At 60.3% G+C, this 25357-nt stretch carries 19 protein-coding genes; 17 read left to right on the plus strand and 2 right to left on the minus strand.

What is annotated here, in order from left to right:
* Positions 1–206: 206 nt before the first annotated feature.
* The 4 genes from HMPREF2927_RS09310 to HMPREF2927_RS09350 all read left to right on the plus strand — a co-directional run bounded on the left by HMPREF2927_RS09310 (position 207) and on the right by HMPREF2927_RS09350 (position 3147).
* The gene (locus HMPREF2927_RS09310) at positions 207–467 is read left to right on the plus strand and encodes a hypothetical protein (RefSeq protein ID WP_246827382.1); all 261 of its coding nucleotides are present in this window, start codon (positions 207–209) and stop codon (positions 465–467) included.
* A 233-nt stretch (positions 468–700) separates the two neighbouring features.
* Positions 701–1549 (plus strand): undecaprenyl-diphosphate phosphatase, encoded by an 849-nt coding sequence (locus HMPREF2927_RS07195; RefSeq protein ID WP_070686765.1) that lies wholly within the window; start codon positions 701–703, stop codon positions 1547–1549.
* 157 nt (positions 1550–1706) lie between these two features.
* The gene (mshC, locus tag HMPREF2927_RS07200) at positions 1707–3023 is read left to right on the plus strand and encodes a cysteine--1-D-myo-inosityl 2-amino-2-deoxy-alpha-D-glucopyranoside ligase (protein WP_070686767.1); all 1317 of its coding nucleotides are present in this window, start codon (positions 1707–1709) and stop codon (positions 3021–3023) included.
* A 1-nt stretch (position 3024) separates the two neighbouring features.
* Positions 3025–3147, plus strand: a complete 123-nt coding sequence (locus HMPREF2927_RS09350) for a hypothetical protein (RefSeq protein ID WP_256370591.1) — start codon at positions 3025–3027, stop codon at positions 3145–3147.
* Between the two features lie 108 nt (positions 3148–3255).
* On the opposite strand, the gene HMPREF2927_RS07205 is transcribed toward HMPREF2927_RS09350, so the two are convergent.
* Entirely contained in the window at positions 3256–6420 is a 3165-nt protein-coding gene (locus HMPREF2927_RS07205) for a type ISP restriction/modification enzyme (protein ID WP_070686769.1), read from the minus strand.
* Between the two features lie 7 nt (positions 6421–6427).
* Entirely contained in the window at positions 6428–6628 is a 201-nt protein-coding gene (locus tag HMPREF2927_RS07210) for a hypothetical protein (protein ID WP_070686771.1), read from the minus strand.
* Positions 6629–6901: 273 nt separating this feature from the next.
* Between HMPREF2927_RS07210 and HMPREF2927_RS07215 the strand changes: the two genes are divergently transcribed.
* From HMPREF2927_RS07215 to HMPREF2927_RS07280, 13 genes are all read left to right on the plus strand, one after another.
* Positions 6902–8011: a tRNA (adenine-N1)-methyltransferase gene (locus HMPREF2927_RS07215; protein WP_070686773.1), complete on the plus strand. Its 1110-nt coding sequence runs from the start codon at positions 6902–6904 to the stop codon at positions 8009–8011.
* Positions 8012–8142: 131 nt separating this feature from the next.
* On the plus strand, positions 8143–9969 hold the full coding sequence (gene arc / locus HMPREF2927_RS07220) for a proteasome ATPase (RefSeq protein ID WP_070686775.1): 1827 nt from the start codon (positions 8143–8145) through the stop codon (positions 9967–9969).
* Between the two features lie 117 nt (positions 9970–10086).
* Positions 10087–11898: a depupylase/deamidase Dop gene (gene dop / locus HMPREF2927_RS07225; protein ID WP_070686776.1), complete on the plus strand. Its 1812-nt coding sequence runs from the start codon at positions 10087–10089 to the stop codon at positions 11896–11898.
* 196 nt (positions 11899–12094) lie between these two features.
* Entirely contained in the window at positions 12095–12289 is a 195-nt protein-coding gene (locus tag HMPREF2927_RS07230; protein ID WP_005506016.1) for a ubiquitin-like protein Pup, read from the plus strand.
* A gap of 29 nt (positions 12290–12318) precedes the next feature.
* A complete protein-coding gene (gene pafA, locus HMPREF2927_RS07235; protein WP_070686778.1) occupies positions 12319–13791 on the plus strand; it encodes a Pup--protein ligase in 1473 nt (490 codons plus the stop codon).
* A 160-nt stretch (positions 13792–13951) separates the two neighbouring features.
* Positions 13952–14995, plus strand: coding sequence for an FKBP-type peptidyl-prolyl cis-trans isomerase (locus HMPREF2927_RS07240; RefSeq protein ID WP_070686780.1), 1044 nt, complete (start codon positions 13952–13954; stop codon positions 14993–14995).
* 102 nt (positions 14996–15097) lie between these two features.
* Positions 15098–15493 (plus strand): FKBP-type peptidyl-prolyl cis-trans isomerase, encoded by a 396-nt coding sequence (locus HMPREF2927_RS07245; protein WP_005508667.1) that lies wholly within the window; start codon positions 15098–15100, stop codon positions 15491–15493.
* Positions 15494–15629: 136 nt separating this feature from the next.
* Positions 15630–17882: a helix-turn-helix transcriptional regulator gene (locus HMPREF2927_RS07250; RefSeq protein ID WP_070686782.1), complete on the plus strand. Its 2253-nt coding sequence runs from the start codon at positions 15630–15632 to the stop codon at positions 17880–17882.
* A gap of 437 nt (positions 17883–18319) precedes the next feature.
* On the plus strand, positions 18320–18556 hold the full coding sequence (tatA, locus tag HMPREF2927_RS07260; protein ID WP_070686784.1) for a Sec-independent protein translocase subunit TatA: 237 nt from the start codon (positions 18320–18322) through the stop codon (positions 18554–18556).
* Positions 18557–18689: 133 nt separating this feature from the next.
* Positions 18690–19571 (plus strand): twin-arginine translocase subunit TatC, encoded by an 882-nt coding sequence (gene tatC, locus HMPREF2927_RS07265; protein ID WP_083311231.1) that lies wholly within the window; start codon positions 18690–18692, stop codon positions 19569–19571.
* A 284-nt stretch (positions 19572–19855) separates the two neighbouring features.
* A complete protein-coding gene (locus tag HMPREF2927_RS07270; RefSeq protein ID WP_070686786.1) occupies positions 19856–22933 on the plus strand; it encodes a DEAD/DEAH box helicase in 3078 nt (1025 codons plus the stop codon).
* A 245-nt stretch (positions 22934–23178) separates the two neighbouring features.
* Positions 23179–24357 (plus strand): amidohydrolase, encoded by a 1179-nt coding sequence (locus HMPREF2927_RS07275; protein WP_070686788.1) that lies wholly within the window; start codon positions 23179–23181, stop codon positions 24355–24357.
* 135 nt (positions 24358–24492) lie between these two features.
* Positions 24493–25227 (plus strand): polyprenol monophosphomannose synthase, encoded by a 735-nt coding sequence (locus HMPREF2927_RS07280; RefSeq protein WP_070686790.1) that lies wholly within the window; start codon positions 24493–24495, stop codon positions 25225–25227.
* The last annotated feature ends 130 nt before the right edge of the window (positions 25228–25357 follow it).

Consider the following 25357-nt stretch of genomic DNA (forward strand, 5'->3'; position numbering starts at 1 on the left):
TGCATGATGTGGGGGCGGGATGCATACTGGGAGTATGTATCCCGCCCTTATGCGTTTAATGTGCGCCGTCCCGGTGAGCATCGTGGTGAGGAGGAGAGCTTCAGCGCCTGGGCTTTGGCTAATCGTCAGCAGCCGCTGGATCGTAAGCTTGCTCTTGTGGGGTGGGTTCCGACGATGACCCGAATGCCGGTAAGGCCCCGAGTGATGTGTTTGAGAATGTTGACCCGCAGACTGGTTATCTGAGTCCTTTCGATTGGGACACGGAGGATTCGGCGTGGTTTGAGTGGGCAAAGCCGCTGATTGTGGTGGGTACTCACCTGGGCGGTACTCATTTTTATGCGCAGAGCCTGTCGGATGGTCTGACGGCTCGTTATATTGAGTTCGATGAGTTTGATGTGCTGAATTTTGGATGCGGTAGCGCTGTTTTTGATTTTGAGACTGGTGTTTTTGACTGGTCGTGCGGCTAGTACGCTTGCGCCGGAGAACGCGCCGTTGACGCACCTTCGACGCGCCGGAGAGCGCGCATTTGAGGTGTTTGCGCGGCCTCCTTGAACCGTGCATGAGCCTCGGATGCACCGCGGTGTACCTCCTGAAACGGCACCCTGAGCGTTTCACAGTGTGGACGGGGCGGTTTGCGGAAGTTCCACATCACCTTCGGCGAACCGCCCCGGGTGGGTGCGCCTCCTGTATCCTTGAATGCGTGGAATGGATTCAAGCAATTATTTTGGGCTTCGTTCAGGGCCTTACCGAATTTCTGCCGATTTCATCATCGGCGCATCTGAACATTGTTGGTCAGATCCTGCCGGAGAGGGCTGACCCGGGCGCCGCGTTTACCGCAATCACCCAGCTGGGTACTGAGACTGCGGTTCTGATTTTCTTCTGGCGCGATCTTGTTCGCATCCTGAAGTCCTGGTTCGGATCCTTGACCGGCCGCGTACCGCGCAACGACCCGGATGCCCGCATGGGTTGGCTGATTATTCTCGGCTCCCTGCCCATCGGTATTCTGGGCTTGCTGCTGGAAGACTACATTGACACCCAGTTCCGCAGCCTGTGGGTTGTGGCGACCATGCTGATTGTCTTTGCGGTGTTCCTGGGTCTTGCGGACCGTTTTGGTCGTGAGCAGCGTGAGCTGAAGGACCTGACTTTCCGTCACGGTATTCTGTACGGTTTCGCGCAGGCGCTGGCACTGATCCCGGGTGTTTCCCGTTCGGGCGGTACGATTACTGCGGGTCTGTTCATGGGTTACACCCGTGAGGCTGCGGCTCGTTACTCGTTCCTTCTGGCTCTGCCGGCAGTGTTCATGTCTGGTCTGTACAAGACTTTCAAGGTGTTCACTGGTGCTGAGGCGACCGGCTACTACGGTATCCCCTCGACTATCGTGGCGACTTTGGTCGCGTTCGTGGTGGGTTACCTGATGATCGGCTGGTTCTTGAAGTACGTGTCTTCGAAGTCCTACGGCGTTTTCATTTGGTACCGCATTGCGCTCGGTATCCTGATTTTCGTTGGTCTGGGCACTGGCGTTCTGAACGCTACTTCTTCGGCGTTCTAAGGCTTTAGCCCTCAGCGTGATATGACATACCCGCCCGTGAGAAACTCACGAGCGGGTATTCTTATTGGAGTAGATTTTTTGGCACCCGCATGCCTTGAGGTTGGGCAGCGGTGTGGCGCGTCCACCGGTTGTGGGCGTTTTTACGGAAAGGAAACCCATGCGAGCTTGGGATGCCCCCGCCTCTGTGACTCTGCCCGGTCAGGCTGCGTTGCCGCGTATTTTTGATACTGCGGCTGGTGAGATTGTTCAGGTTCAGGAGGATAAGGCGGCGAGCCTGTACGTTTGCGGTATCACCCCGTACGACGCGACGCATATGGGTCACGCCTCCACCTATGTTGCTTTTGACTTGCTGCACCGCGCCTGGCTGGATGCGGGCGTGCCGGTGACGTACGTGCAGAACGTGACCGATGTGGACGACCCGCTGCTTGAGCGTGCGACCGCGACGAATGTTGATTGGCGTGAGCTGGCTGAGGATCAGACGGAACTGTTCCGCACCGACATGAAGGCGCTGAACGTGATTCCGCCGGCGCACTATGTGGGTGTGGTGGAGTCTATTGAGTGGCTGTTCCCGCTGATTGAGGATTTGCTGCGCCGCGGCCTGGCGTACCGCGTGCCCGGTTTCACGGACGAGCAGGGTGTGGTGCATCCTGACGGTGACGTGTACCTGGATTTGAAGGCTGTGCGTGAGCTGCCCGCGAATGCCGAGGGCTACTCATGGGCACCGGGCGAGGTCTGCCACTTGACCTGTGATGAGATGCTGGAGATTTTCGCTGAGCGCGGCGGCGACCCGAACCGTGCCGGTAAGCGTGACGCACTGGATCCGCTACTGTGGCGTGTTGAGCGTGAGGGCGAGCCGAGCTGGGATGCCGGCGAGCTGGGCGCGGGCCGCCCGGGCTGGCATATTGAGTGCACGATGATTGCCCGCCGTTTTGTGGATGGTTCGCTGACCGTTCAAGCAGGCGGTAACGACTTGACGTTCCCGCACCATGATTTGGGTGCGGGCCATTCGTGGGCTGTGTCTGCACGCCCGCACGCGAAGCATTACGCGCACACCGGCATGGTCGGTTTGGACGGCCACAAGATGAGTAAGTCCCGCGGTAACCTGGTGCTGGTTTCGCGTCTGCGTGCGGCCGGTGAGGATGCGAACGCGGTGCGTCTGGCGATTATGGGTCAGCATTACCGTTCGGATTGGTTCTGGACTGATGAGCTGCTGGAGCACGCGAAGGCTCGCCTGGATACGTACCGTCATGCGGTGTCGGTGGCTGAGGGCCGTGAAGGTTCCGAAGGTGTCACCGATGAGGCGGCTGTTGAGCTGCTGACCACTGTGCGTGAGGCACTTGGCGAGGACCTGAACGCTCCGGCGGCGTTGGCGGCTGTGGATGCGTGGGCTGTGAAGGCTCTGGCGGACACCACCGTTGGCGGTGGCGCGCTGGTGCGTGACATCCTGGCGGCACGCCTGGGCGTGGTCCTCTAAGATGGCTTCATCGGTCATGGAGGAGCTGTACGCTTTCCGCCCGTATGACCGTGAGGCGGTCGATGCGCTCGCCGCAGAGATGTTAGCTGAGGTGCGCGCGTACGAGGCGCAGAAGGAAGCGTAGGGCTTCTGATAGCAATATGAGCCCAACAAAGGGGTGGGTGATCCTGGACTATTCCAGGATCACCCACCCCTTGCGTTTAACCGCCTGATACCGGCAGCTATTGAGCGGCTAGTCTTCGGTGTCTACAAACTCCTCACGGAAAATCTGTTCACCGGCGAGAACCTCATCAAGGAGCTTCTCCTGAGCGGGTTCCAGATGCACCAGGTGCGTAAGAGTGTAGAGCAACCGCTCATACTCTTCGCTCCAAGCTTCCGGCCATTCTCGCTGAACAATATCGTTGAGCGAGGAGCTACGGCGCACTACCGGCTTCTTGAGGCGGTATTTAGCCCATAGACCCAGTACTTGGTTACCACCGACGGTGTAGTCGAAGACACGCTTCTCCACGTTCTCACAACGTGCCTGACCGAAGGAGACGGTGCCCATGACGGGGTTATTCTCTTCCTTGGAGAGGCTATCGACCGGGTCGGGGGAGAAGCTGGGCTTCTTCTCCGGCATGGTTTTGCCCATGTCTACCGTCGGATTCGGCAGGGTGTAGTCTGCATCCTTAGGCAACTGGTGCAGATACTTTATACCCGGTAGCGGCTCACCACGCTCACCGTAGGTGTGCAGCCACACGACCTGCTTACCAAGCTGAACAGCGCGTTCCCAGAGTGCAGGGTCGGCGGTGAGGGGCACGCGGATACCCGCCTGCTGGAGCGGCTCGTCAAAGGTGCGCACGTAGCCGGGGTGTCCAGTGAGTGCCGCCAGGTAGTAGACGAGGTTGCCGGGGGCGTTATCTCCGAAACGCTCACGTAGCATCTGCGTGGCAGGTTCGGTGAGGTTCGGGGTGCCGTTGACGTTCAGTACCGGGTGGGCGCGACCACCGCGATTATTGAAGGCGTTCATGTCCGGGATGAGGGCATCGAAGTACAGCCCAGGTCCTGCTTGTGGGTGGCGCGCGTGTTGCTCCACAATAAAAATCTGCTCCGAAACGCGGTGCTCCCATAGTTTGGGTGAGGGCATGTGAAGTAAACGTGCATCAGCCAGAATATACTGCCGGTCAAAGGAGCGATACCCCACCTGCACAATATTCGGCGTATCAGGAATGAGCTCGCGTGCAATCTGGTCGTTCAGGCTTTCGAGACTTCCCTGGAACGTATCGCTCCCAGGAAGCGGCTTCTTACCCTCCGTAATTTTGGTATCACGCGTTTCCTTGAACCGCTCAGCACGTACTTCCAGATCGTTACCTTCAATGAGTTCCGCCCAGCGTTCCTGTAGTACGCTCTCTGAAGGAGCATAAACCCAGGTCTTATTGGGCTTCACACCGGGGAAGCAGCTGGCATAGAAATCAGGCAATTCAGGGTAGCTATCCCAATCACCACCCGCTTCGGGTGCAAACTTATCACCCCAGCCTGAACGCACCGGTTCAAACTCTGCGCCGTCCAGGTCGAGGGTAGCAAGAGCATGCATTTTCTCCGCAAAGGTACCGTGCAGGGCAACGTAGCGAATATCCGCGGGGGTTTCCTCATCGGTATTTTCTTCACGCAAGAACAGGGCAATAGACACCGGAGTCTCAATGGCAAAGACAGCGTTCTTCGCCGGCGGGCGCTTACCCTCAGGAGTCACATTAATAATCCAGCCACGGCTAGAAGAGCGTCGAATATACTCGCGCATTCCCGCGAAACCGGGTCCATTCAGATAGCCGTCTGCGGTAATAAAACAGACCACACCCGCACGCTGAGTGCTATCAGGCTGACCTTCCAGAGCACGGAATGAATCCTCAAAAACCTTCCAAAAAGCCCAGCGCCAGAAATAGACGTACAGATTCTTCAGCACATACTCGTACTTGCCCATACCCGGTGCACGGAAGTCATCCAGAATGGGGGAGGCAACAGCGGGTGAGCGGAAGCCCGACTCCACCCAGCCGCCCATACCCTCCGCCTTATCCTTATACGGCGGGTTACCAATGCACACCTGAATAGGCACCTCACGCTTCACCCTAGTTGCCTTATTCGACAACTGAGAAAGCAGACGCAGGGTCTGACTGTTCACCGGCTTCTGCTTAGCGTAGGGGTCGCTCAGAGTATCCGCCACATAGAGGTTCAGACCGTCCTCAGGAATTTCAGCCCCCAGCTCCTTAAGGGTCTGGTTCAGGCGAAGCTCGGCCACGGAGAAAGGACCCGACTGCAGCTCAAAGCCGTACAGGTTCTTCGCCAGACGATTCAGAGCACGAGTACGCGCAGCGGGAGCCAGGCTCTCCGCCTTCGCCACCTGATGCATGACCGACAGGGGATAGGTGCCGGTACCCATCGCCGGATCAATCACAGACACACCCTCGCTCGCCAGACCGTGCTCCTTACCCAGGTAGGTGCGTAGAGCATCGTCTACCAGGCGCACCATCTGATCCACCACCTCAACGGGGGTGTAGTAGCTACCGGTCTTCTTGCGCTGCTCGGGGTTATAGACCTTCAGGAAGTGCTCGTAGAGGTGAAGATACACATCCGACTTGCCGCCAGAAATGTATTTCCAGGAGGCTGCACCCATGACACGCACAATCACAGCCAGAGCGTTATACAGGGAGCTTTTCTCATCCAGATGCTCGGTCAGCAGACCCAGCGCATTACCCAGCAGACCGTGCTGAGAACGCAAACGACCCGCCATGGTCGAGAACGTCTCAAGGCTCAGGTCGTGACCCTCTGAGAGAGCAACCACCAGTGAGAAAACCACCGTCTGCGCAAAACTATCGGCAAACTCCTCATTGCTGGTACTCGGGGCGAGAGTATCACGCCAATCCTTACGCAGACCCACCAGCGGGGGAGGAATCACAAAATCTTCCTCACCCTTCTTCTTAGCCTTTGTCTGATCCGCTTTATATGTCTTTTCCTGTACGGCAAGACCCAAAAGCATCTCTTCACGGAGCAAAGCCGCAAGGGGAGCGAGAGTTCCCACCAACTGGTCAGCACTCGTAATCGGGGAGGGAGCCCAACGCAGAAAGTTAAGGAAGAACGCCGCGAGAGCATCCGGTGCGCTCAGCGTGCCATGGCCGCTAAAAGAGCCATGCATATGCACCGCGTCGTACCCGGTGCTCGTCAGCACTGGTTCGCCATAACGATACAGACGCCACTCGGTGCCATTGGTGTACAAAAGGTTCGGAAGGTTCCGCAGCCGCTGCCACTGCTTATACTCGTGGCTCTTCTTAGTGAAAGAAGCAGGGTCAATGTTCTTACCCGGAGCCTTCAGCTCCACGTAACCGGTTAAAACACCATCGACCATGATGGCGTAATCAGGGCGCACCAGACCCTCAGAAATTAGACCCCCCCCCCGCTGTTTTCAGCGAGGTTTCACGGACGGTCACAACCTTCATCGAATGCAAAGCGCCAAAGTCCTGCAACAGGGTAGCGACCGGGTTCGTCAGCTGAGCCTCCGGTTCGCCTTCTCCAATGCGCAGATTCTCTTGCACCTGCCTGCCGAACTTGGCAATCAGTGAGTTGAAATCAGTCACAATACTCTTTCCTTTGCCCCATAATTCGTGGGCACTAAGGTGTTTCTGCCCGCAGAGGATTTCCGCGAACTCCCCTCAAGTCTAACCAAAAATGAGTAGCCCCAATTGCTCAGTGGTCATTGCTTCATCCATGCCCCGCATTATCACGCTTGCGGGGTAATGCACCACAGCCGATTTGCAGACTCCGCTAAAATAGAACAGGACTTTTTCCGTCCACAGTTCGCCGCGACGGCGAACAGCACAGACTGACCCAAACCCGAGGAGAATCACCCCGTGAGCAGCGGCACCCACACCCCCACCGGCGCAATCAACCGCCGCGGCCCCTTCCGCCCCGGCGAGCGCGTCCAAATCACTGACGAACGCGGCCGCATCACCACCATCACCCTCGCCGAAGGCGGCGAATACCACTCCCACAAGGGCTTCCTCAAGCACGACGACCTCATCGGCGCACCCGAAGGCACCGTCATCCCCAACACTCACGGCATTCTCTACCAGGCGCTGCGCCCCCTCTACAAGGACTTCGTGCTCTCCATGCCGCGCGGCGCAGCTGTCGTCTACCCCAAGGACGCCGCCCAGATTATCGTCAAGGCAGACATCTTCCCCGGCGCACGCGTCGTCGAGGCCGGCGTCGGCTCCGGTGCGCTGTCCATCGCGCTGCTGCGTGCAGTCGGCGACTACGGTTGCGTGCACTCCTTCGAACGTCGTGAAGAGTTCGCAGACGTCGCCCGCGGCAACATCGAGACCATGTTCGGCGGACCCCACCCGGCGTGGAAGCTGAGCATCGGCGACCTGCAGGACACCCTGCCGCAGGTTGAAGAGCCCGGCAGCGTCGACCGCGTCGTACTCGACATGCTCGCACCCTGGGAATGCCTGGACGCTGTTGCGGAGGCGCTCGCACCCGGCGGCGTGCTCATCTGCTACGTTGCGACCGTAACCCAGATGTCCCGCCTGGTTGAGGGCATGCGCCTGGACGGCCGCTTCACCGAACCCGAATGTGACGAAACCATTGTGCGCGGCTGGCACGTGGAGGGCCTGGCGGTCCGCCCCGACCACCGCATGGTTGCACACACCGCGTTCCTGGTCGTGGCTCGTCGCCTGGCTGACGGTGCGGTGCGCCTGGCACCGAAGCGTCGCGCATCCAAGACTGACTTCTCTGAAGAGGATATGAACGCGTGGATTCCCATGAACGTGGGTGAGCGTGAGGTGACCGATAAGAAGATTCGCCGCGCAGCCCGCGATGCGAAGAATCTTGCCGCTCACGCCGCACGTGCGAACGAGATTGCGCTGGAACAAAACGGTACCGCGCAAAACGCCATGGATTCTGAGCAGAACAACGGCGCAGCCGCTGAAACTGACTCTGCGGCGACTGAGTCTGCTGAATAATTTGAATCACCTTTGACCTGCGGGGGCACGGGCGTTGCCTGGAGCCCCCGCAGTGCACTCACCAGGCTACTCACTGTGCCCGATACCCACCGAGTAGCCGTCGATTAGGACGAACAGCTAAAGGAGCTACCGTGTCCACCCACGAATCTGCAGATCAGGCAGGAACCCCCCAGTACGGCACCGCCCACAGTGCAGCCAGCGCGGCACCGCACTACTCGGCTGCTTTCGGGTCGACCTCCCTGCCCGGCAGTCAGCCCGTCAGCGCGCAGGAGTATGACGCCGTGTTGCGTCGACTCTCTGCGGCGGAGGCAACCCGCGACAATATGAGCCGACAGATTCGTGGTGCGGGGGAGAAGAACCGCAAGCTCGTTGAGGCAATCACCAGCATGCGCTACCAGGTGGAGCGTCTGCGCGCGTCCCTGTCGCAGAATGTTATGCCGCCGCTGAATTCGGCGATTGTGCTGGCGGTGCATGAGGGTCAGACCATGACCTACGAGCAGGTTGCGGACGATAAGACTCCCGCCGAGATTGATACCTACCTGGATGTTCAGGTGAGCGGCCGTATGATGCGTATTCCCGTGTCCCCGCTTATTGACCTGTCTACGCTGACCCCCGGCATGACCGTGCTGCTCAACGACAAGACGGAGGCGGTGCTCGCTCTGGACACCGAACCTTTCGGTGATGTGGTGACCGTGCGCGAGGTGCTGGATGAGCAGCGCGTGCTGGTTGATACGTCCTCGGGTGCTCAGCAGGTGGCGCGTGTGGCTGGTTCCCTCGACATTGAGCAGCTGCGCACCGGTGACGCGGTCACCCTTGACACGCGTACCCGCATGCTGACCTCGCAGGTTCCCGCCTCCCGCTCGCAGGAGCTGGTTCTGGAAGAGATCCCGGACGTCACCTACGAGCAGATTGGTGGCCTGGGCGCGCAGATTGAGCAGATTCGCGACGCGGTGGAGCTGCCGTACCTGCACCCCGAGATTTTTGAGCGCTACCACCTGGCGCCGCCCAAGGGCATTCTGTTGTACGGTCCTCCCGGTAACGGTAAGACCATGATTGCTAAGGCTGTGGCGAACTCCCTGGCGGCTCGTGCGGCTGCGCTGAACCCGGGTTCGGCTACTCGCGGCTACTTCTTGAACATTAAGGGCCCCGAGCTACTCGATAAGTTCGTTGGTGAGACGGAGCGCCAGATTCGCGATATTTTTGTTGCCGCCCGTGAGAAGGCGGAGGCGGGCCACCCGATTGTCGTGTTCTTCGACGAGATGGAGTCGCTGTTCCGTATGCGCGGTTCGGGTCGTTCCTCCGATATTGAGACGACCATCGTGCCGCAGCTGCTTGCCGAAATTGACGGTGTGGAGTCGTTGCAGAACGTCATCGTTATTGGTGCGACCAACCGTGAAGACTTGATAGATGCCGCGGTGATGCGCCCGGGCCGACTCGACCTGAAAATCCGTATTAACCGCCCGGATGCCGCCGGTGCGGCAGAGATTTTCGGTCTGTACCTGACCGAGGACCTGCCTCTGGACGCTGCGGAGGTGGCAGCCGCCGGTTCGACCCGCGCCGCCCTGACCGCGATGATTGCGGCGGCGGCAGGTCAGCTGTACGCGCGCACCCCCTCCACGGCGTACGCTGTGGCGACCGTGGATTCTTCCATGGTCGTTGGTTCTGGCGCGAGCGCGAACCTGTCCACTCACACGCTGTACCGTGGCGATTTTGCTTCGGGTGCGGTGATTCGCAATATTGTGGACCGCGCGAAGAAGGCCGCGATTAAGGAGCAGCTACAGGCGTTGACCGCCGGTGCGGACGCTTCGAGTGTGGGTATTGGTACCCGCCACCTGCTGGAGGCGGTACGCGCCGAGTTTGAGGATCAGGTGGACTTGCCGCCGCTGCCCGATATTGAGGATGCGCTCACCGTTGCCGGTGTGCGTGGCCGCCTGATGTCGGTGGAGCCGCCGCGCTAAGCTGCGCGCCCACTTAACTGTGCGCTCAGCCCACACCTCGCGCTTATCTCGCATCAATCCCAGCATTACCGCAGGTCCAAAGCCTTTAGATGGTATAGATTTTTTCAGGAGAGCCCCATGAACTCCACCCCCAGCTACGGCGTGCACCGCATTATGGGTGCAGAAACCGAGTACGGCGTCATCGCCCCCTCCGCGCCGGGCACCAACCCGACCGTGCTGTCGGCACTGGTGGTCAACACCTACGCCAAGTTGGCGTTCCGCCGCGGCGCCACCTTCCGCGAACAGCTGCAGCGCCGCGCCCTGGCGGATGAGCTAACCGCCGAGCAGGCACGCCAGGCGGAGAACTACTCAACCGCCACCCCCGAGGGTCAGTGGCTGGGGGAGTCTGAGTCGCCGCTGCGTGATGCGTTCGGTCAGGTTCAGGACGCCTCCACCGCCCACTCAAGCCAGATGACGCACACTCGCACCGAGCTGACCAGCGAAGATATCGCCCTGGAGATTATGCGTGAGGCGGGCGTTCAGGCACCGGGTGAACCCGCCGAGCCGCGTAGCGCCCTGGATGCGCTCGCCGGTGTGCACGGTCGCGGTGGTTTCCCGGAGCGTCTGGATTGGGACCGCGTGACCATGAATGCGATTCTGCCCAATGGGGCGCGCCTGTATGTGGATCACGCGCATCCGGAGTATTCGTCGCCGGAGGTTCTGACCCCCGCCGACGCGGTGCTCTATGACGCTGCCGGTGACGCGCTGGCGTACGAGTCGCTGGTGGAGCTGGGTAACCACGGGCAGGATTTGCCGCAGGTGAAGCTGTACAAGAACAACACCGACTCGAAGGGCCAGTCGTACGGCGCCCACGAAAACTACCTGATTAGCCGTGATATTCCGTTTGAGCAGGTTGCGGATGCGCTCCTGCCGTTCTTTGCGACCCGCGCGATTTTTACGGGTGCGGGCCGTGTGGGTATTGGTACGCACGGTGAGGTTCCGGGTTTTCAGATTAGTTCGCGTGCTGATTTCTTTGAGCGCACGATTGGTCTGGAGACCACGATTCGCCGCCCGATTGTGAATACGCGCGATGAGCCGCATGCGGATGAGTCGAAGTATCGCCGCCTGCACGTGATTCCGGCGGATGCGAACATGTCGCACTATTCGAACCTGTTGAAGTTTGGTACGGCGGCGCTGGTGATGAACCTGATTGAGTCGCATAGTGAGCAGCACCCCGCGCTGCCGGGTGTGCGCCTGTCTGATCCGGTGGCGGCGATGCACGCGGTCAGCCACGATTTGTCGCTGTCGGTTCAGTTGCCGTTGGCGCCGTCTTCGGCGACCCTGCCGAACCCGGTGTCCACGAGTGGTTCGGCGAGTGCCCTGCAGATTCAGCGCGCCTACTATGAGGCCTCCCGTGCGCATGAGGAGTCGAACCCGGCGGGTGTGGATGCTGCGACCGCGCAGATTCTTGACCTGTGGGGCGAGGTTCTGGACGCCCTGGAAACCAACCCGCTCTCGCTGGCGGATCGTCTGGATTGGGTGGCGAAGTATGCGCTGGTGCGCGGTTATGTCGCTCAGGGCGTAGATTATGCGAATCCGAAGTTGAAGGCTTTGGATTTGCAGTACGCTGATATTGACCCGTCGAAGAGCCTGTATCACCGTCTGGTGTCCCGTGGCCGCATGCGCACGCTGTTCTCTGCGGAGCAGATTGAGCGTGCGACGACTGAGCCGCCGCGTGAGACGCGCGCGTTTTTGCGTGGCACGTTGATGGCGCGTTGGCCGGAGGAGATTCTGGGTATCAACTGGGATACGGTGTCCTGCCGTGGCAGGTATTCGAAGGATTTGACTCGTTTTACGATGATGGAGCCGACCCGGTACGGTGCCGCCGAGGTGGAGCCGCTGCTGGATGAGGTGAACCATTCGGATGAGCTACTGAACCGCCTGCGCTAGTGGCACCTCATCACCCCCTAAACCCACATAAACTCATATTCTTCCCCGGGGCGAATACCCCCATTCGGAAGAGTAAAAACCACATAACCCACAGGTAGGGTGCAGGAAGGTCCGGGTACCAAAACCTTTACACCCCGCACCCGACCCCACCAAAAACTTATTTGTCCACAACCGAAAACCCCTTGAGGAGAGAACCATGAGCCGCGAACGCATCAGCGCACAGCAGACCGAAACCACCGCAGCCGAGCAGGAGCAGGAACTGACCCTCGCCGCCTCCCATGTTGTCTCTGACGTGAGCGAGGTCGACGACCTGCTCGACGAAATTGACGGCCTGCTCGCTGAGAACGCTGAGGACTTCGTCACCGGCTTCGTCCAGAAGGGCGGCGAGTAACCGGCGCACCTGCGCGCCGGGTCATCATCATGGAACACCGTATTTTCGGCATTGAAAGCGAATTCGGGCTCAGCTACGTCCCGCACGGGCTCGGTCGGCTGAGCATCGAAGAGTCCGCCGCTGCCCTTTTCAAGCCCGTCCTGGATCAGTGGCGTTCAACGAACGTCTTCCTGCCCAACGGCGGTAGGCTCTACCTTGACGTGGGTTCGCACCCCGAGTACGCCTCCGCCGAATGCGGCAGCATTGACGAGTTGCTCGCGCAGGAACGCGCTGGTGAGCTGCTTTTCGCTGATCTGGCGCGTACCGCCCGCAAGCGCCTGCTCGCAGGCTCGGAGGGCCGCCCCCTCGACGGTGAACTGTACCTGTTCAAGAACAACGTGGATTCGGCGGGCAACTCCTACGGCAGCCACGAGAACTACCTGATCAGCCGCAAACTGCAGTTCAACGACCTGATTAAGCAGCTCGTGCCGTTCCTGGTGACCCGCCAGATTCTGGTTGGTGCCGGTAAGACCCACCCGAACGGTGGCCCGGTGCCCGGTTCGACCGACCCGGCGTCCAGCACGGGTGTGCCGTCGTATTCGTTCTCGCAGCGTGCCGACCATATTTGGGAGGCGGCATCCACCTCAACCTCGCGCGCTCGCCCGCTCATTAACACGCGCGATGAGCCGCACGCGGACGCTTCGAAGTTCCGCCGCATGCACGTCATTAACGGTGATTCAAACATGGCAGAGCCGACGACCCTGCTGAAGATTGCCAGCACCGACCTGGTGCTGCGTATGCTAGAGGACCGCTTCCCGGTCACGAGCCTAGATATTGTGTCTGTTCCGGCGGCTCTGCGCGCTATCAGCCACGATCTGACCGGCACCGCAACCTTCGAAACCACCGATGGTAAGCACTACACGGCGTTGAGCGTTCAGCGTCACTACCTGGATGCGGCACGCCAGTACGTGCAGCAGTACGGCGCGCACCACCACCACGTGGCATACGCCCTGGACCTGTGGCAGCGCACCCTGGACGCTATCGAGTCCGGCGACTACAGCAGCATTGACACTGAGATTGACTGGGCGATTAAGAAGAAGCTTCTGGATGCGTATATTGCCCGCGCCCGCGCAGCTGGTCAGCCTGCCGATTATGCGAGCGCCCGCATCCGTCAGCTGGATTTGGCGTACCACGATATCGACCCGGAGCGTAGTGTCTTCCACGCGCTGGTTCGTCGCGGCGCGGTCAAGCGCATCCTGTCTGAGGGTGCTGCGGAGGCGGCGAAGACTCAGCCGCCGAACACTCGCGCTCTGCAGCGTTCGCGTTTCATTAATGCGGCGGTTGCGGCGGGGGAGCAGTTCACCGTGGATTGGGTGCACTTGAAGCTCAACGCCTACCCGCAGCACACGCTGGTGTGTAAGGACCCGTTTGCTACCGGCAGCGAGGAGCTGGAGGAGGTGCTGAGCCTGCTGGCGTCTAAGGCGCGTCAGCATCAGGAAGCGGCATTCCCGCCGCCCTGCTAAATAGCACTGCTAAAACCCCAGCTCACCCCGCGCCGCGACACAGCCTGAACACAGCTACGTGCCGTAGCATAAAACAGCTAAACCTATACCTGTAAACTGTTCTGTGGCACACGGGCACTCACACGCCCCACTCTCACAGAAAACCCCAGAGGATAACACTATGACCAAACGCTCTAAGCTCACTATTTTCGGTGCCAGCGCGGCAGCTCTCGCGCTCGCACTGTCCGCATGTGGCGCACAGTCCAGCAATGGCGATTTGTCCAAGGTGCAGTACACCTTGAAGAACGCGACCGCTGAGCCTGAGGCGTCCTTCGCGACTCCCTTCGCCGCTTCTAGCCCCTCCGCATACGTGATTGAGGAAGGTAACGGCGAGTCCATCAACGATGGTGACTACGTGCTCGTTGAGGCTGCCGTGTTCAACGGCACCGACGGCAAGCTTAACGGTTCCACTTACTCCAGTGAGCCGATTCTGCTGCCGATTAACGATCAGCTGAAGCAGGCTGCACCGCAGGTGTACGAAACCCTGAAGAAGATTAAGGTTGGCGGTTCTTTCTCGTACACCACCAACGTTCTGCAGCAGCGCAGCACCGCGGGCGTGACCACTACGACCGCATCTCCGGGTGCCGCAACTAACGTTGAGGTGTACACCGTGAAGACGAAGCTGCCCAAGTACGCAACCGGTAAGGCTGTTGAGGCTGACCCGTCGCTGCCGTCCTTCACTTTGGATGAGTCCACCGGCAAGGCTGATATTAAGCTGCCCGACACCAAGCAGGAATACACTGAGCTGGTCTCGAAGAACCTCATTGAGGGCGAGGGCGCTGAGGTCAAGGAAACCGATACCGTGTACGTGCGTTACATTGGCGTGCAGTACTCTGACGGTAAGGTCTTCGACGGCAACTATGATGCCGCCACCCCGATGGGCATCTCCCTGCAGGGCGTTATCAAGGGCTGGACTCAGGGTCTGAAGGGCAAGAAGGTCGGCTCCCGCGTTGAGCTGGTCATCCCGGCTGACCTGGCGTACGGTAACGACACCGGCGGTTCCAAGCCTTCGGGCACTCTGGTGTTCGTGGTTGATATTCTGGGCGCGGAGGAGAACCCGCAGACCCTGCAGCGTGCTCAGGCGGCTTCTAACGCAGCTGCTGCGGAGGCGAGCGCCTCGGCAACCGCAACCCCGGCAGCTACCGCTTCGGCTACCGCGCAGTAACCCGGCACCCACATTTTTATACCGCGCTCGCCGCCTATACGGCTTAGGCGGCGAGCGCACCCACTATTTCGATGTATTTCGAACCAATCAAAGGAGACACCCATGTCTTTCGGTCAGCGTAACCTCGACCGCGAAAAGCCTGAAATCGATTTCCCCGAGGGCGACGCCCCCACCGAGCTGGTCATTACCGACCTGATCGAGGGCGCTGGCGCTGAGGTTGTTCCCGGCTCCCGCGTGCTCACCCACTACGTTGGTGTGGCTTTCTCCACCGGTGAAGAGTTTGACGCGTCCTGGAACCGTGGCGAGCCGCTGCCGTTCCAGGTGGGCGTTGGCCAGGTTATCCGCGGTTGGGATGAGGGTCTGCTCGGCATGAAGGTCGGCGGCCGTCGTCGCCTGGAGATTCCCGCTGACATGGCGTATGGTGACCGCGGCGCTGGTTCGGTCATTAAGCCCGGCGAGTCCCTGATTTTCGTGGTGGACCTGCTGGACGTCCGCTAAGGACTAGCAAGGTTCTCGCGTTTTTCGCGTAAGAGACATAGCCCGGTGCTTTCTCCCGATTGTGGGAGGGGCACCGGGCTTTTGCGTACCCACACGCAAAGTAAGTGCCGCGGAACACACACGGTATGATGGAATCATGTCCACCGCAGCTCAGCTTTACATGACTCTTCACCGCCTCGCCACCGCCGCCGAGGCACCCGATACCGCAACCCGAACCCAGGGCATCAGCCGCAACGAGCTACTGACCCTGCTCGGCATTAGCACGCGCGCTAACGGCTCCCTCAGCGAGGCCCAGGAACGCGCCTTTGAACGAGCCAAGCAGACCCTGCGTGATGCCGGCGCGCGCATCACCCACGTGACCACGGACCTGGGGGAGCGCTACCGCCTCGAAACCAGCAACGCCGGAGAACTACCTGCCTGGAACCCCACCGCCGAGGATTTCCGCCTCATCAACACCATCCTGCGCGGCTGGGAAGGCACCGAATTGCAGGATGATGCCTACCGCATCCTGCGTAAGATTGCGCTGACCAGCGAGAACCTCACCGATGAGGCGCTCGCCGCCGCGAAGATCCTGGACCCGAAGACCGGCAAGCGTCAGCGCGCGAAGAACCTGTACACCTACCGCGAGCCTCTTCAGCGCATTTACTTTAGCGATAATCCGCACCTGAATGAGCTGTTTACCGCCTATGCTGAGCGTAAGACGGTCACGTTCACCTATCAGACGGCTGCCGGTGCGACCCGCGTGCAGGAGAAGGTCAGTGTCGCCGGTGTTGGGTACCGTTACGGCACCTGGTATTTTGTCGGCTACTACACTGATAGCTCGGAGCGTAAGGAGTACACGTTCCGTGCCAGCCGTATTCAGAAGCTCACGATGCTTTCGCGTATCGATTCGACCCCCATCAACGCAACGTTTAACGCCAAGAACTGGCTTGAAGACATTAAGGGCTACGAAGAGAGCCTGATTGTTGCCGAGGTCAACGCCGATTCCACGCTGTCGGAGCCCTTCACCGTGCCCTCGTACGGCACGATTGATAGTGCTGTGGCGGCGACCAGCTATAGCTGCGTGATCGAGCCGCCCGAGGAATCGGAGGATGCCTCTACCCGCCAGCGTGACAGTTACGCCGCCCAGCAGCAGCTGTTGCGCACCCTCACCGACCTGCACAGTGGCACGGTCGAGGACCCCGGTACGTGGAGCAAGATTGACCAGCGTAACCGCAATAATGTCCTTGATGCTCTCGTCGACCTGATTTTGGGTCTGCATCGTGCCGACCGCTGGGCGAGCGCCCACGGTGAAGAGCCCATGCCGTTGAATCAGCTCAACGCCCTCTACAGCGTGGACACTGACAAGAACCGCGACCTCGGCAAAACTATCATCCCCGAAATTTTCGCGCAGGTAGACACCGTTCCCTTTGAGTCTGGCCCCAAGGACCCGGACGCCCTCAAGCCCAGCTACATTAACCTGCTGCCGGACTTTGGCAGCGCCACCCCGCACACGCTACTGAACTACGCGCGCCTTACTGACACTGAGCTCGCGATTCTCGTCTTTACCCTCTCTGCCGCAGATATTCTGCACCCGGCGGATGCGCGCCTGGGCAGTATTCGTGAGGCGCTCGCCGCCGCGTACCCGAATGCGCCCGTTTATGCGCAGCACCTGTGCTTCGCCCCGGAGGAGCCTTTGCTACAGGAGGCAACTGCCGCTCTGAGTAGCGGCAACGCCGTGACCATTGGGTACGGTACCTCTGAGCGTGCCGCTGATCGCCTGGTGGACCCGTATGCGTTGGTGTTGCACCGCGACCACATGTACCTGCATGCGTGGTGCCGTACCGCTGAGGAACGCTACTATGCCGCGCGCGGTGAGGAAGTCCCCGAGTATGTACCCGAGGCTTTTGCTCACGCAGCCACCGGCGAGACTGCCGACAGCGAGGCGGGGGAGAAGACCCCCACTTTCTGGCGTAACTTCCGCCTCACCCGCATCAACCACATTCACGAGGCGGGCGCGGGTCGCACCCACCCGATCATCGGTGACACCGTCCCGCATTGGCACGCGCAGCAGCACAGCACTCAGACCAACCCCTTCGCTGAGTTGCGGATTCACCCGACCGAGCACATTCCCAGCGGTGAGCCGCTCGATACTCTCACCGCAACGTACATGCGTCGAAGCACCCACCACGTGAAGAAGGCTTCACGCACCCAGTACGTGCGCATCCACTACTACAACAACGCCCACGGCGCTGGCGATAAGAACATCCTCGATACCGTCATCGCGCACCGAGGTGCCCTCGAACTGGTCGGTCCCGCGCACCTGCGCGCGGCGTTGCTTGACCAGTTGCAAACCCTCAAAGCGAGCAGCCGCAGGGGTGCGCCCGCAGGGGTGCCCGCAGAAAAATAGAACTTCACCCACTAGCAAAAACACCCTAAAAACCCTTCCAAGGAGCCAAAACATTAACCTAAAACTTGTATAATGGTGCTCATGTCTTGGTGGTTCTGGATTTTGCTATGGGGCGCGCTCATCATCTGCTCGCTCCTCTATTTGGCATGGTTCACCTACAAAGCACTCACTCGCGGTTTCACACTCCTTGACGAAACCGTAACCTGGGTCGAGTCCATCGAGGGACAATTCGACGCAGCGCAAGCGAACGCAAGCCGAAAACTCCCGCGAGACACCACCCTCGGGGTATTCACACCCATCACCGAGGCATACAATAACTACGAACAAGGTAAGCAGACACGCAGGTCTGAGCGGATCAAGCGACGGGTCTCCCGACGAGATCGACTCGGCCAACCTCAAAACATCGGAGACCTGCTCTAACAGAAAGGCACACCACCATGGGCCAGATTTTCAGCCACCCCGCGACCATCATCGTCGTTATCCTCCTCATCGTCCTCCTCTTCGGCGCACCCAAGCTGCCCGGCATGGCACGCAGCCTCGGCCAGTCCATGCGCATCTTCAAGACCGAAGTTGAGGGCCTGAAGAACGACTCCAAGAAGGACCCCCGCGAGAAGGACGGCGAAGAGGTCGTCACCGCTGAGGTCGTAGACAACGGCAAGACCGAAACCAAGTAACGGTCCCGCCACCGACGCACCAAACCCGTGCCAGCCCACCGGCCGGCACGGGTTTTGCGGCACCACCCCATAAACACCCCACCAGACCCCCTCAGCCGAATCACACACGGCACCGACACCCAGAGGACACCACGTGGCAACACCTGACCAGGACGTGCGCAACCGCAAAGTCAATCCTGAAGCACGCATGGAACTCAAGGAACACCTGCGCGAATTCCGCGACCGCCTCATCAAAGCGGCTATCGCAACCGTCATCGCAGCCATCATCGGTACGGTCTTCCTCTACCAGCCTTTCATCGAAATGATTTCTGCGCCCCTGCAGCAGATCAACGCAGAAACCGGCCGCAACGCAAACCTGAACTACGGTAGCGTCGCATCTCCTTTCGACCAGCTGCTTAAGGTCGGTATGTACATCGGCTTGGTGATCGCCTCTCCCGTCTGGCTCTACCAGGCGCTGCGATTCCTGCTGCCGGCACTGCACACCAAGGAGAAGAGGTATCTCTTCGGCTTCCTCACCGCATCTATTTTCGCGTTTGCCTGCGGTGTCGCCATTTCGTACTTCACCCTCCCCGGCGTGGTCTACGCGCTGCTGAAGTTCACCCCCGTCAACGAAAGTAACTACATTGACGCGGGCGTGTACATCTCCTTCATCCTGAAGTTCGTTGTGACGTTCTCCTGCGCGTTCATCATCCCGGTGATCCTGGTTGGCATTAACATGCTGGGCCTGATCCGCGGCACCACCATTTTGAAGGCTTGGCGTTGGGTTGTTGTGCTCGTTGCGGTTATCGCAGCGCTGACTGCACCCGGTAGCGACATCATGATGATGTTCGTGCTCATGGCGCCGCTGCTGATTTTCTTCTTCGCAGCAATCGGCATCTGCATGATTAACGACAAGCGCCGCGACCGCAAGCTTGCCAAGCTGGCGCAGGGTTCGGATGAAGCAAGCCTGAACACCGCAACCAGCAGTGAAGACCTGGCGAAAATGGGTTACTTCGAGGACGAGAAGACTTCCTAAATTGAATAGCTCGCTTTGAGCAACCTATCCGAAAGGGGCGGGGTACAGAGAACCTGTACCCCGCCCCTTTCGCATGCCCCCAAAAAGCGGCTCGAGGCGCACGGATGAAGAGGCGCACAGACGAATTTTTACAACGCCCGCCGGTACATCCCGGCAGAAACTGAGCATAAATTGCGCCGAAACCGCGCAGCTGATGCGCTCGCTGTTCGCCCATACCGGATTAGTGCCTGTGCAGGATGCTTTCTGAAGGCTCGCGGCGGGTGAACCGTTACACTGGACATACTATGAGCAAGCACCACGCACAGCACACATCCGACGCACACGCTTCTAACGCTTCTAACGAGCAGACCCCGGCGGAGCGCACCGACTACGCTGCCGCCTACGCCGCATCCCGAGAGCGCGCCGCCTACGCGAAGACCGCCCTCGGGGCTTTTGAGGCGTCCCTTGATTTTCCGCTGGATGACTTTCAGCGTCAGGCGTGTGTCGCTGTGGAGGCGGACCGCTCCGTCCTCGTTGCCGCACCTACTGGTGCCGGTAAGACCATTGTGGGTGAGTTCGGTATCTACCTGGCGTTGCGCCGCGGCATGAAGGCGTTCTACACGACCCCCATTAAGGCGCTGAGCAACCAGAAGTACCACGACTTTGTGCGCGCGTACGGTGAGGATTACGTGGGTCTGCTCACCGGCGATACGAGCATTAACACGGAAGCACCCGTGGTCGTGATGACCACCGAGGTGCTGCGCAACATGCTCTACGCCAACTCGACCACGCTGACCGGCCTGGGCTATGTGGTCATGGATGAGGTGCACTACCTGGCGGACCGTTTCCGTGGCGCGGTGTGGGAAGAGGCGATTATTCACCTTCCCGAGCATGTGAACGTCATTTCCCTGTCGGCTACGGTGTCGAACGTTGAGGAGTTCGGCGCGTGGCTAGATATGGTGCGCGGCGGCACGGACATCATCGTTTCCGAGCACCGTCCGGTGCCCCTGTGGCAGCACATGATGGTCGGTCACCGTGTGGTGGACCTGTTCGTACCCGAGGACAACTCCGCACAGGGCAAAAACCACACCCAGGGCAAGAACCAGGAGCCGGAAGAGAAACTCTCCCGCAAGCAGGCGAAGAAGGCACAGAAAGCTAAGCAGCGCGGCGCAACCGTGGAGGTGGGCGCCAACCCTCTGCTTGCCGGTCTGCGCCTGAACCCGCAGCTGAAGGCGCTACGCCCCGGCTTCCGTTCCGCACCTGGCCGTGGACGTTACGGCGGCAAGCGTGAGCGTTTCCGTCACCGCCGTGAAGGCTGGCTCAATGAGACGTTCAGCAGCGGCGAGCGCGGCCGCTCGGACCGTCGTGACCGTTTCAGCAATGATCGTTTCAGCAACGACCGGGACTTTGATGCACGTGGTGAGCAGAAGCCTCTGCGTCCGCAGCGTATTACCCGCCCGGAGATGGTGCGCGCCCTCGACAAGCAGGGCCTGTTGCCCGCTATCTGCTTTATCTTCTCGCGTGCCGGTTGTGACGGCGCGGTCAGCCACTGCGTATCCGCCGATATTACGCTGACCACCCCCGAACAGCAGCAGACCATCCGCGCCTACATTGCGGAGGCGACCGCTCACCTGGACACCCGCGACCTGAACACCCTCGGCTACTACGAGTGGCGTGACGGCCTGATTCGCGGTATCGCCGCACACCACGCTGGTCTGCTGCCCCTGTTCAAGGAGGTCGTCGAAACCCTCTTCGCACAGGGCCTCATCAAGCTGGTCTTCGCCACTGAAACCCTCGCACTGGGCATCAACATGCCCGCACGCACCGTCATCCTGGAAAAGCTCACCAAGTACAACGGCGAATCCCACGTAGACATCACCCCCGGCGAGTACACCCAGCTGACCGGACGCGCAGGCCGCCGCGGCATCGACATCGAAGGCCACGCCGTCGTCATGTGGCGCCCCGGCATGTCCCCGGAACACGTGGCAACCCTCGCCTCAACCCGCACCTACCCGCTAAACTCCTCATTCCGCCCCACCTACAACATGGCGGCAAACCTCATCGCCTCCTACGGCGCCGAACGCACCCGCAAAATCCTGGAGTCCTCCTTCGCGCAGTTCCAGGCGGATAAGTCGGTCGTGGGCGTCGCCTCCCGCGTACGCAAAAACGAAAGCGCCCTAGAAGGCTACCGCGAAGCAATGGCATGCCACCTGGGCGACTTCACCGAATACGTCCAGCTCAGCCGCCAGATCACCGAACTGGAAAAGAAGGCATCCAAGAGCAACGAACGCCACGCACGCGCACAAGCACACCACAGCATCCAACAGCTACTGCCCGGCGACATCATCTACATTCCGCACGGCCGCTCCCGCGGCTACGCAGTCGTCATCACCCGCTCCGATTCGCACGCCGACCCGCGCATCGGCATCGTCACCGAGGACGCGCACCAGCGCACCGCCTCAACCCGCGACTTCGAAGGCGCCATCGAACCGGTCTCACGCATCAAAATCCCCAAGCGCCTAAGCCTCAAAACCGCCAAGGAACGCCGCGACACCGCAAGCCGCATGCGCCAGGCACTCTACGACGGCCGCGCCCCGCGTGCGCTCGCGCAGCAGAACATCCCTGCTCGTCAGAACAGCATTGACGCGCAGCTGGAGGCTCTGCAGGCTCAGCTGCGTAACCACCCGTGCCACGGCTGCTCCGACCGCGCGAACCACATGCGTTGGGCTGAGCGCTGGCAGAAGCTCAACTCTGAGACGGAAGGGTTGCGCCGCCAGATTGCCCGCCGCACCAACACGATCGCGCAGGTCTTTAACCGCATTGCGCGCCTGCTGGAAAGCTACGGCTACGTCGAACGCACCGAAGACGGCGAGTTGTCGCTAACCACCGGCGGCCAGGCTCTGCGCCGCATCTACGGCGAGCGCGACCTACTGACCGCTCTGTGCCTGGACGCGCACTTCCTCGACGGACTGGAGCCCGCCGCCATCGCGGCAACCGTCGCCGCACTAACCTACCAGGGCAAGCGCGACGCCGTAGAATACCTGGCACACTACCCGCATCCGTCCCTGCGCGCACCCATCGCGACGATTACGCAGCGCCTCGCCGACCTGAACGCAGCCGAAGAACAGTTCAAGGTCAACCCGACCCCCGCATGCGACTTCGGCCTGGTCGAACCCATGTACGCCTGGGCGAACGGCGCGCACCTCGCAAAGGCAATCGAGGACACCGGCCTTGCCGCCGGCGACTTCGTACGCTGGGCAAAGCAGGTACTGGACGCACTGGACCAGATCGCGCACATCCGCTCGCTGGACCCGGTCATTCGCGCCCGCTGTGAAGAAGCAATCGAGGCGGTACGCCGCGGCGTAGTCGCACTGGACGTCTAACCCGCACCTTAGTGCTACACCGTACATAGTGCTAAACCCTGCTCGACCAGCTCGGGCCACCACCCCCGCTACTGTGCATTGTTCTGCACCATCTAAGTTCCGCCTCATCTAAGGACGAACGAACTACCACAGGCAGCGGGGGTGCTTCTATACTCAAATGAGACGCTCAGCTAAGCTACGCGAGCACAATTGAAGTGCCCGCCCCGTGTGCGCTTTCGGCGCGCCTCAAAGGTGAAAGGAATCTAATGTCTACCCGTATTTTTGTAGATGGTAGCGTGTACAGCCCGGTCGACCCGTACGCAACCGCAATGCTCGTCGAAGGCGGCTTCGTCCGCTGGGTTGGTTCCGACTCCGGGGCGCATTCAATTGCCGACGAATCAGCCACCATCACCGAACTCGACGGCGCCCTGCTAACCCCCGCCTTTGCGCGCGCACTAGCACCGGTAGCAGGCAAAGAAGCACCCGAAATCCTCGACTACCTGCAGGCATACCGTGCAGCCGGCTACCACACCCACACCCTACTCGCCGGCATGGAAGACGTACCCGACCTCGTCTCCGCACTCAGCTACTACAGCGCCGAACACGGCGTACCCGACATCCGCCTCATCCTCAACGCCACCGGCGTAGAAACCGACGAACTCATCAGCGCCATCAAGGCGCTACGCCCCCTCACCGAAGGCGAACGCGCCGTCAAGGGCCTGCAGCTAGTCGGCATCTTTGTCGCACCCACCGAGGCACCCGCAGCAGCACAGGTCGCCGAAGACGCCGCACTCCTACTCTCCATCAACGCATCCACCAGCTTTGCCAACGCCGCCGACGCCGCGCTCGCCGCACGCAAAAACCGCCCCTGGCTGCCCATCCGCCTCGACGCAGCAACCAGCACTCCGCAAGACCCCATCACCGACGAACACCTCACCCAACTAGCAGAAGCACGCATCAACCTGGGCCTGAGCGTCTGCGAACCCGAAGAAGACGAAGCCACCAACGACACCGTCCAAGCACTCCTCGCACACGCCGGGGGAGAAGCGCGCGAAACCGTCGCCTCAGTCGCACGCCGCGCAAACGCAACCGGCACCTCCATCGCCCTCGGCTCCGACACCCAACTCTACGCACCCGGCGCCTGGCCCCTCATCCGCGAACTCATCAACGACGAACACGGCATCTCCGCACGCAGCGCCTTCGCCGCCCTCACCCGCGGCGTATACCGCCTAGTCCACGAAGAAAACCCCTTCACCGGCCAGCTCACCCCCGACACCCCCGCATACGTAGCACAGTGGCGCGTCGAAGCCCTCATGGTCCAAGCACCCGACTCCCGCGTCGCATCGTGGAGCACCGACCCCCGCGCTCGCATTCCGTTGCTTCCGGTTCTGGATGAGGATTCGCCTCTGCCCATCCTGGAATCTATTTACACTGAAAGTAACTAATTTTTTATCTTGTCGACACCTTTTTTAGGCGGTTTAGGGGCAGTGGAAGCCCCCGAGGATTCAGTTACCCGCATGTTTACCCGGTATACTGGATACCTACACTGCCTGTTTTATATGTACCTGTGAGGGAGTAATATGCGCGTTCTAACTGTCATCCCGACGTATAACGAGAAGGAGAACCTGCCCATCGTGGTAGAGCGTCTTCGCAAGGCAGCTCCCGAGGTGGACATTCTCGTGGTGGATGATAACAGCCCCGACGGCACCGGCCAGATTGCTGATGAGCTGTCTGCTAAGGATTCCCAGATTCACGTTCTGCACCGCACCGTTAAGGACGGCCTGGGTGGCGCATACCTCGCTGGCTTCGATTGGGGCCTTGAGGCAGGCTACGACGTTCTGATTGAGATGGACGCTGACTGCTCGCACCAGCCTGAGCAGCTTCCTTCTCTGGTTCGTGCTGTGGAGGCAGGCGCTGACCTGGCTATTGGTTCGCGTTACGTTCCCGGTGGCAAGACCAAGAACTGGCCGGCTCACCGTCAGATTCTCTCTCGCGGCGCTAACCTGTACACCCGCCTGATTCTGGGCACCTCCATCAAGGACATTACCGCTGGTTTCCGCGCGTACCGTCGTGACGCTCTGCAGCGCCTGAACCTGGACGGTATTGACTCGAAGGGCTACGTGTTCCAGGTTGATTTGGCGTGGCGTTCTGAGCAGGCTGGCCTGAATATTGTTGAGGTTCCGATTACCTTCGTTGAGCGTGAGATTGGCGCTTCGAAGATGGACGGCAACATTATCTTTGACTCCATGTCTAAGGTGACCCGCTGGGGTATGGCTAATCGCATTCAGAAGCTGAAGAAGGCTCTGGGCAAGTAAGACTTCTTGCTCAGACGCTTCTCGCACCTGAGATTTATACGAAAGACCGGGGCGGATACGTAACGTATCCGCCCCGGTCTTTTTATGCTTTCTGTAACGCTCTTTCTTGGCTCACGCCTGGCTCACGTAC

Origin of the sequence: Rothia sp. HMSC061E04, assembly GCF_001813685.1 — a bacterium.
GTDB lineage: Bacteria > Actinomycetota > Actinomycetes > Actinomycetales > Micrococcaceae > Rothia > Rothia mucilaginosa.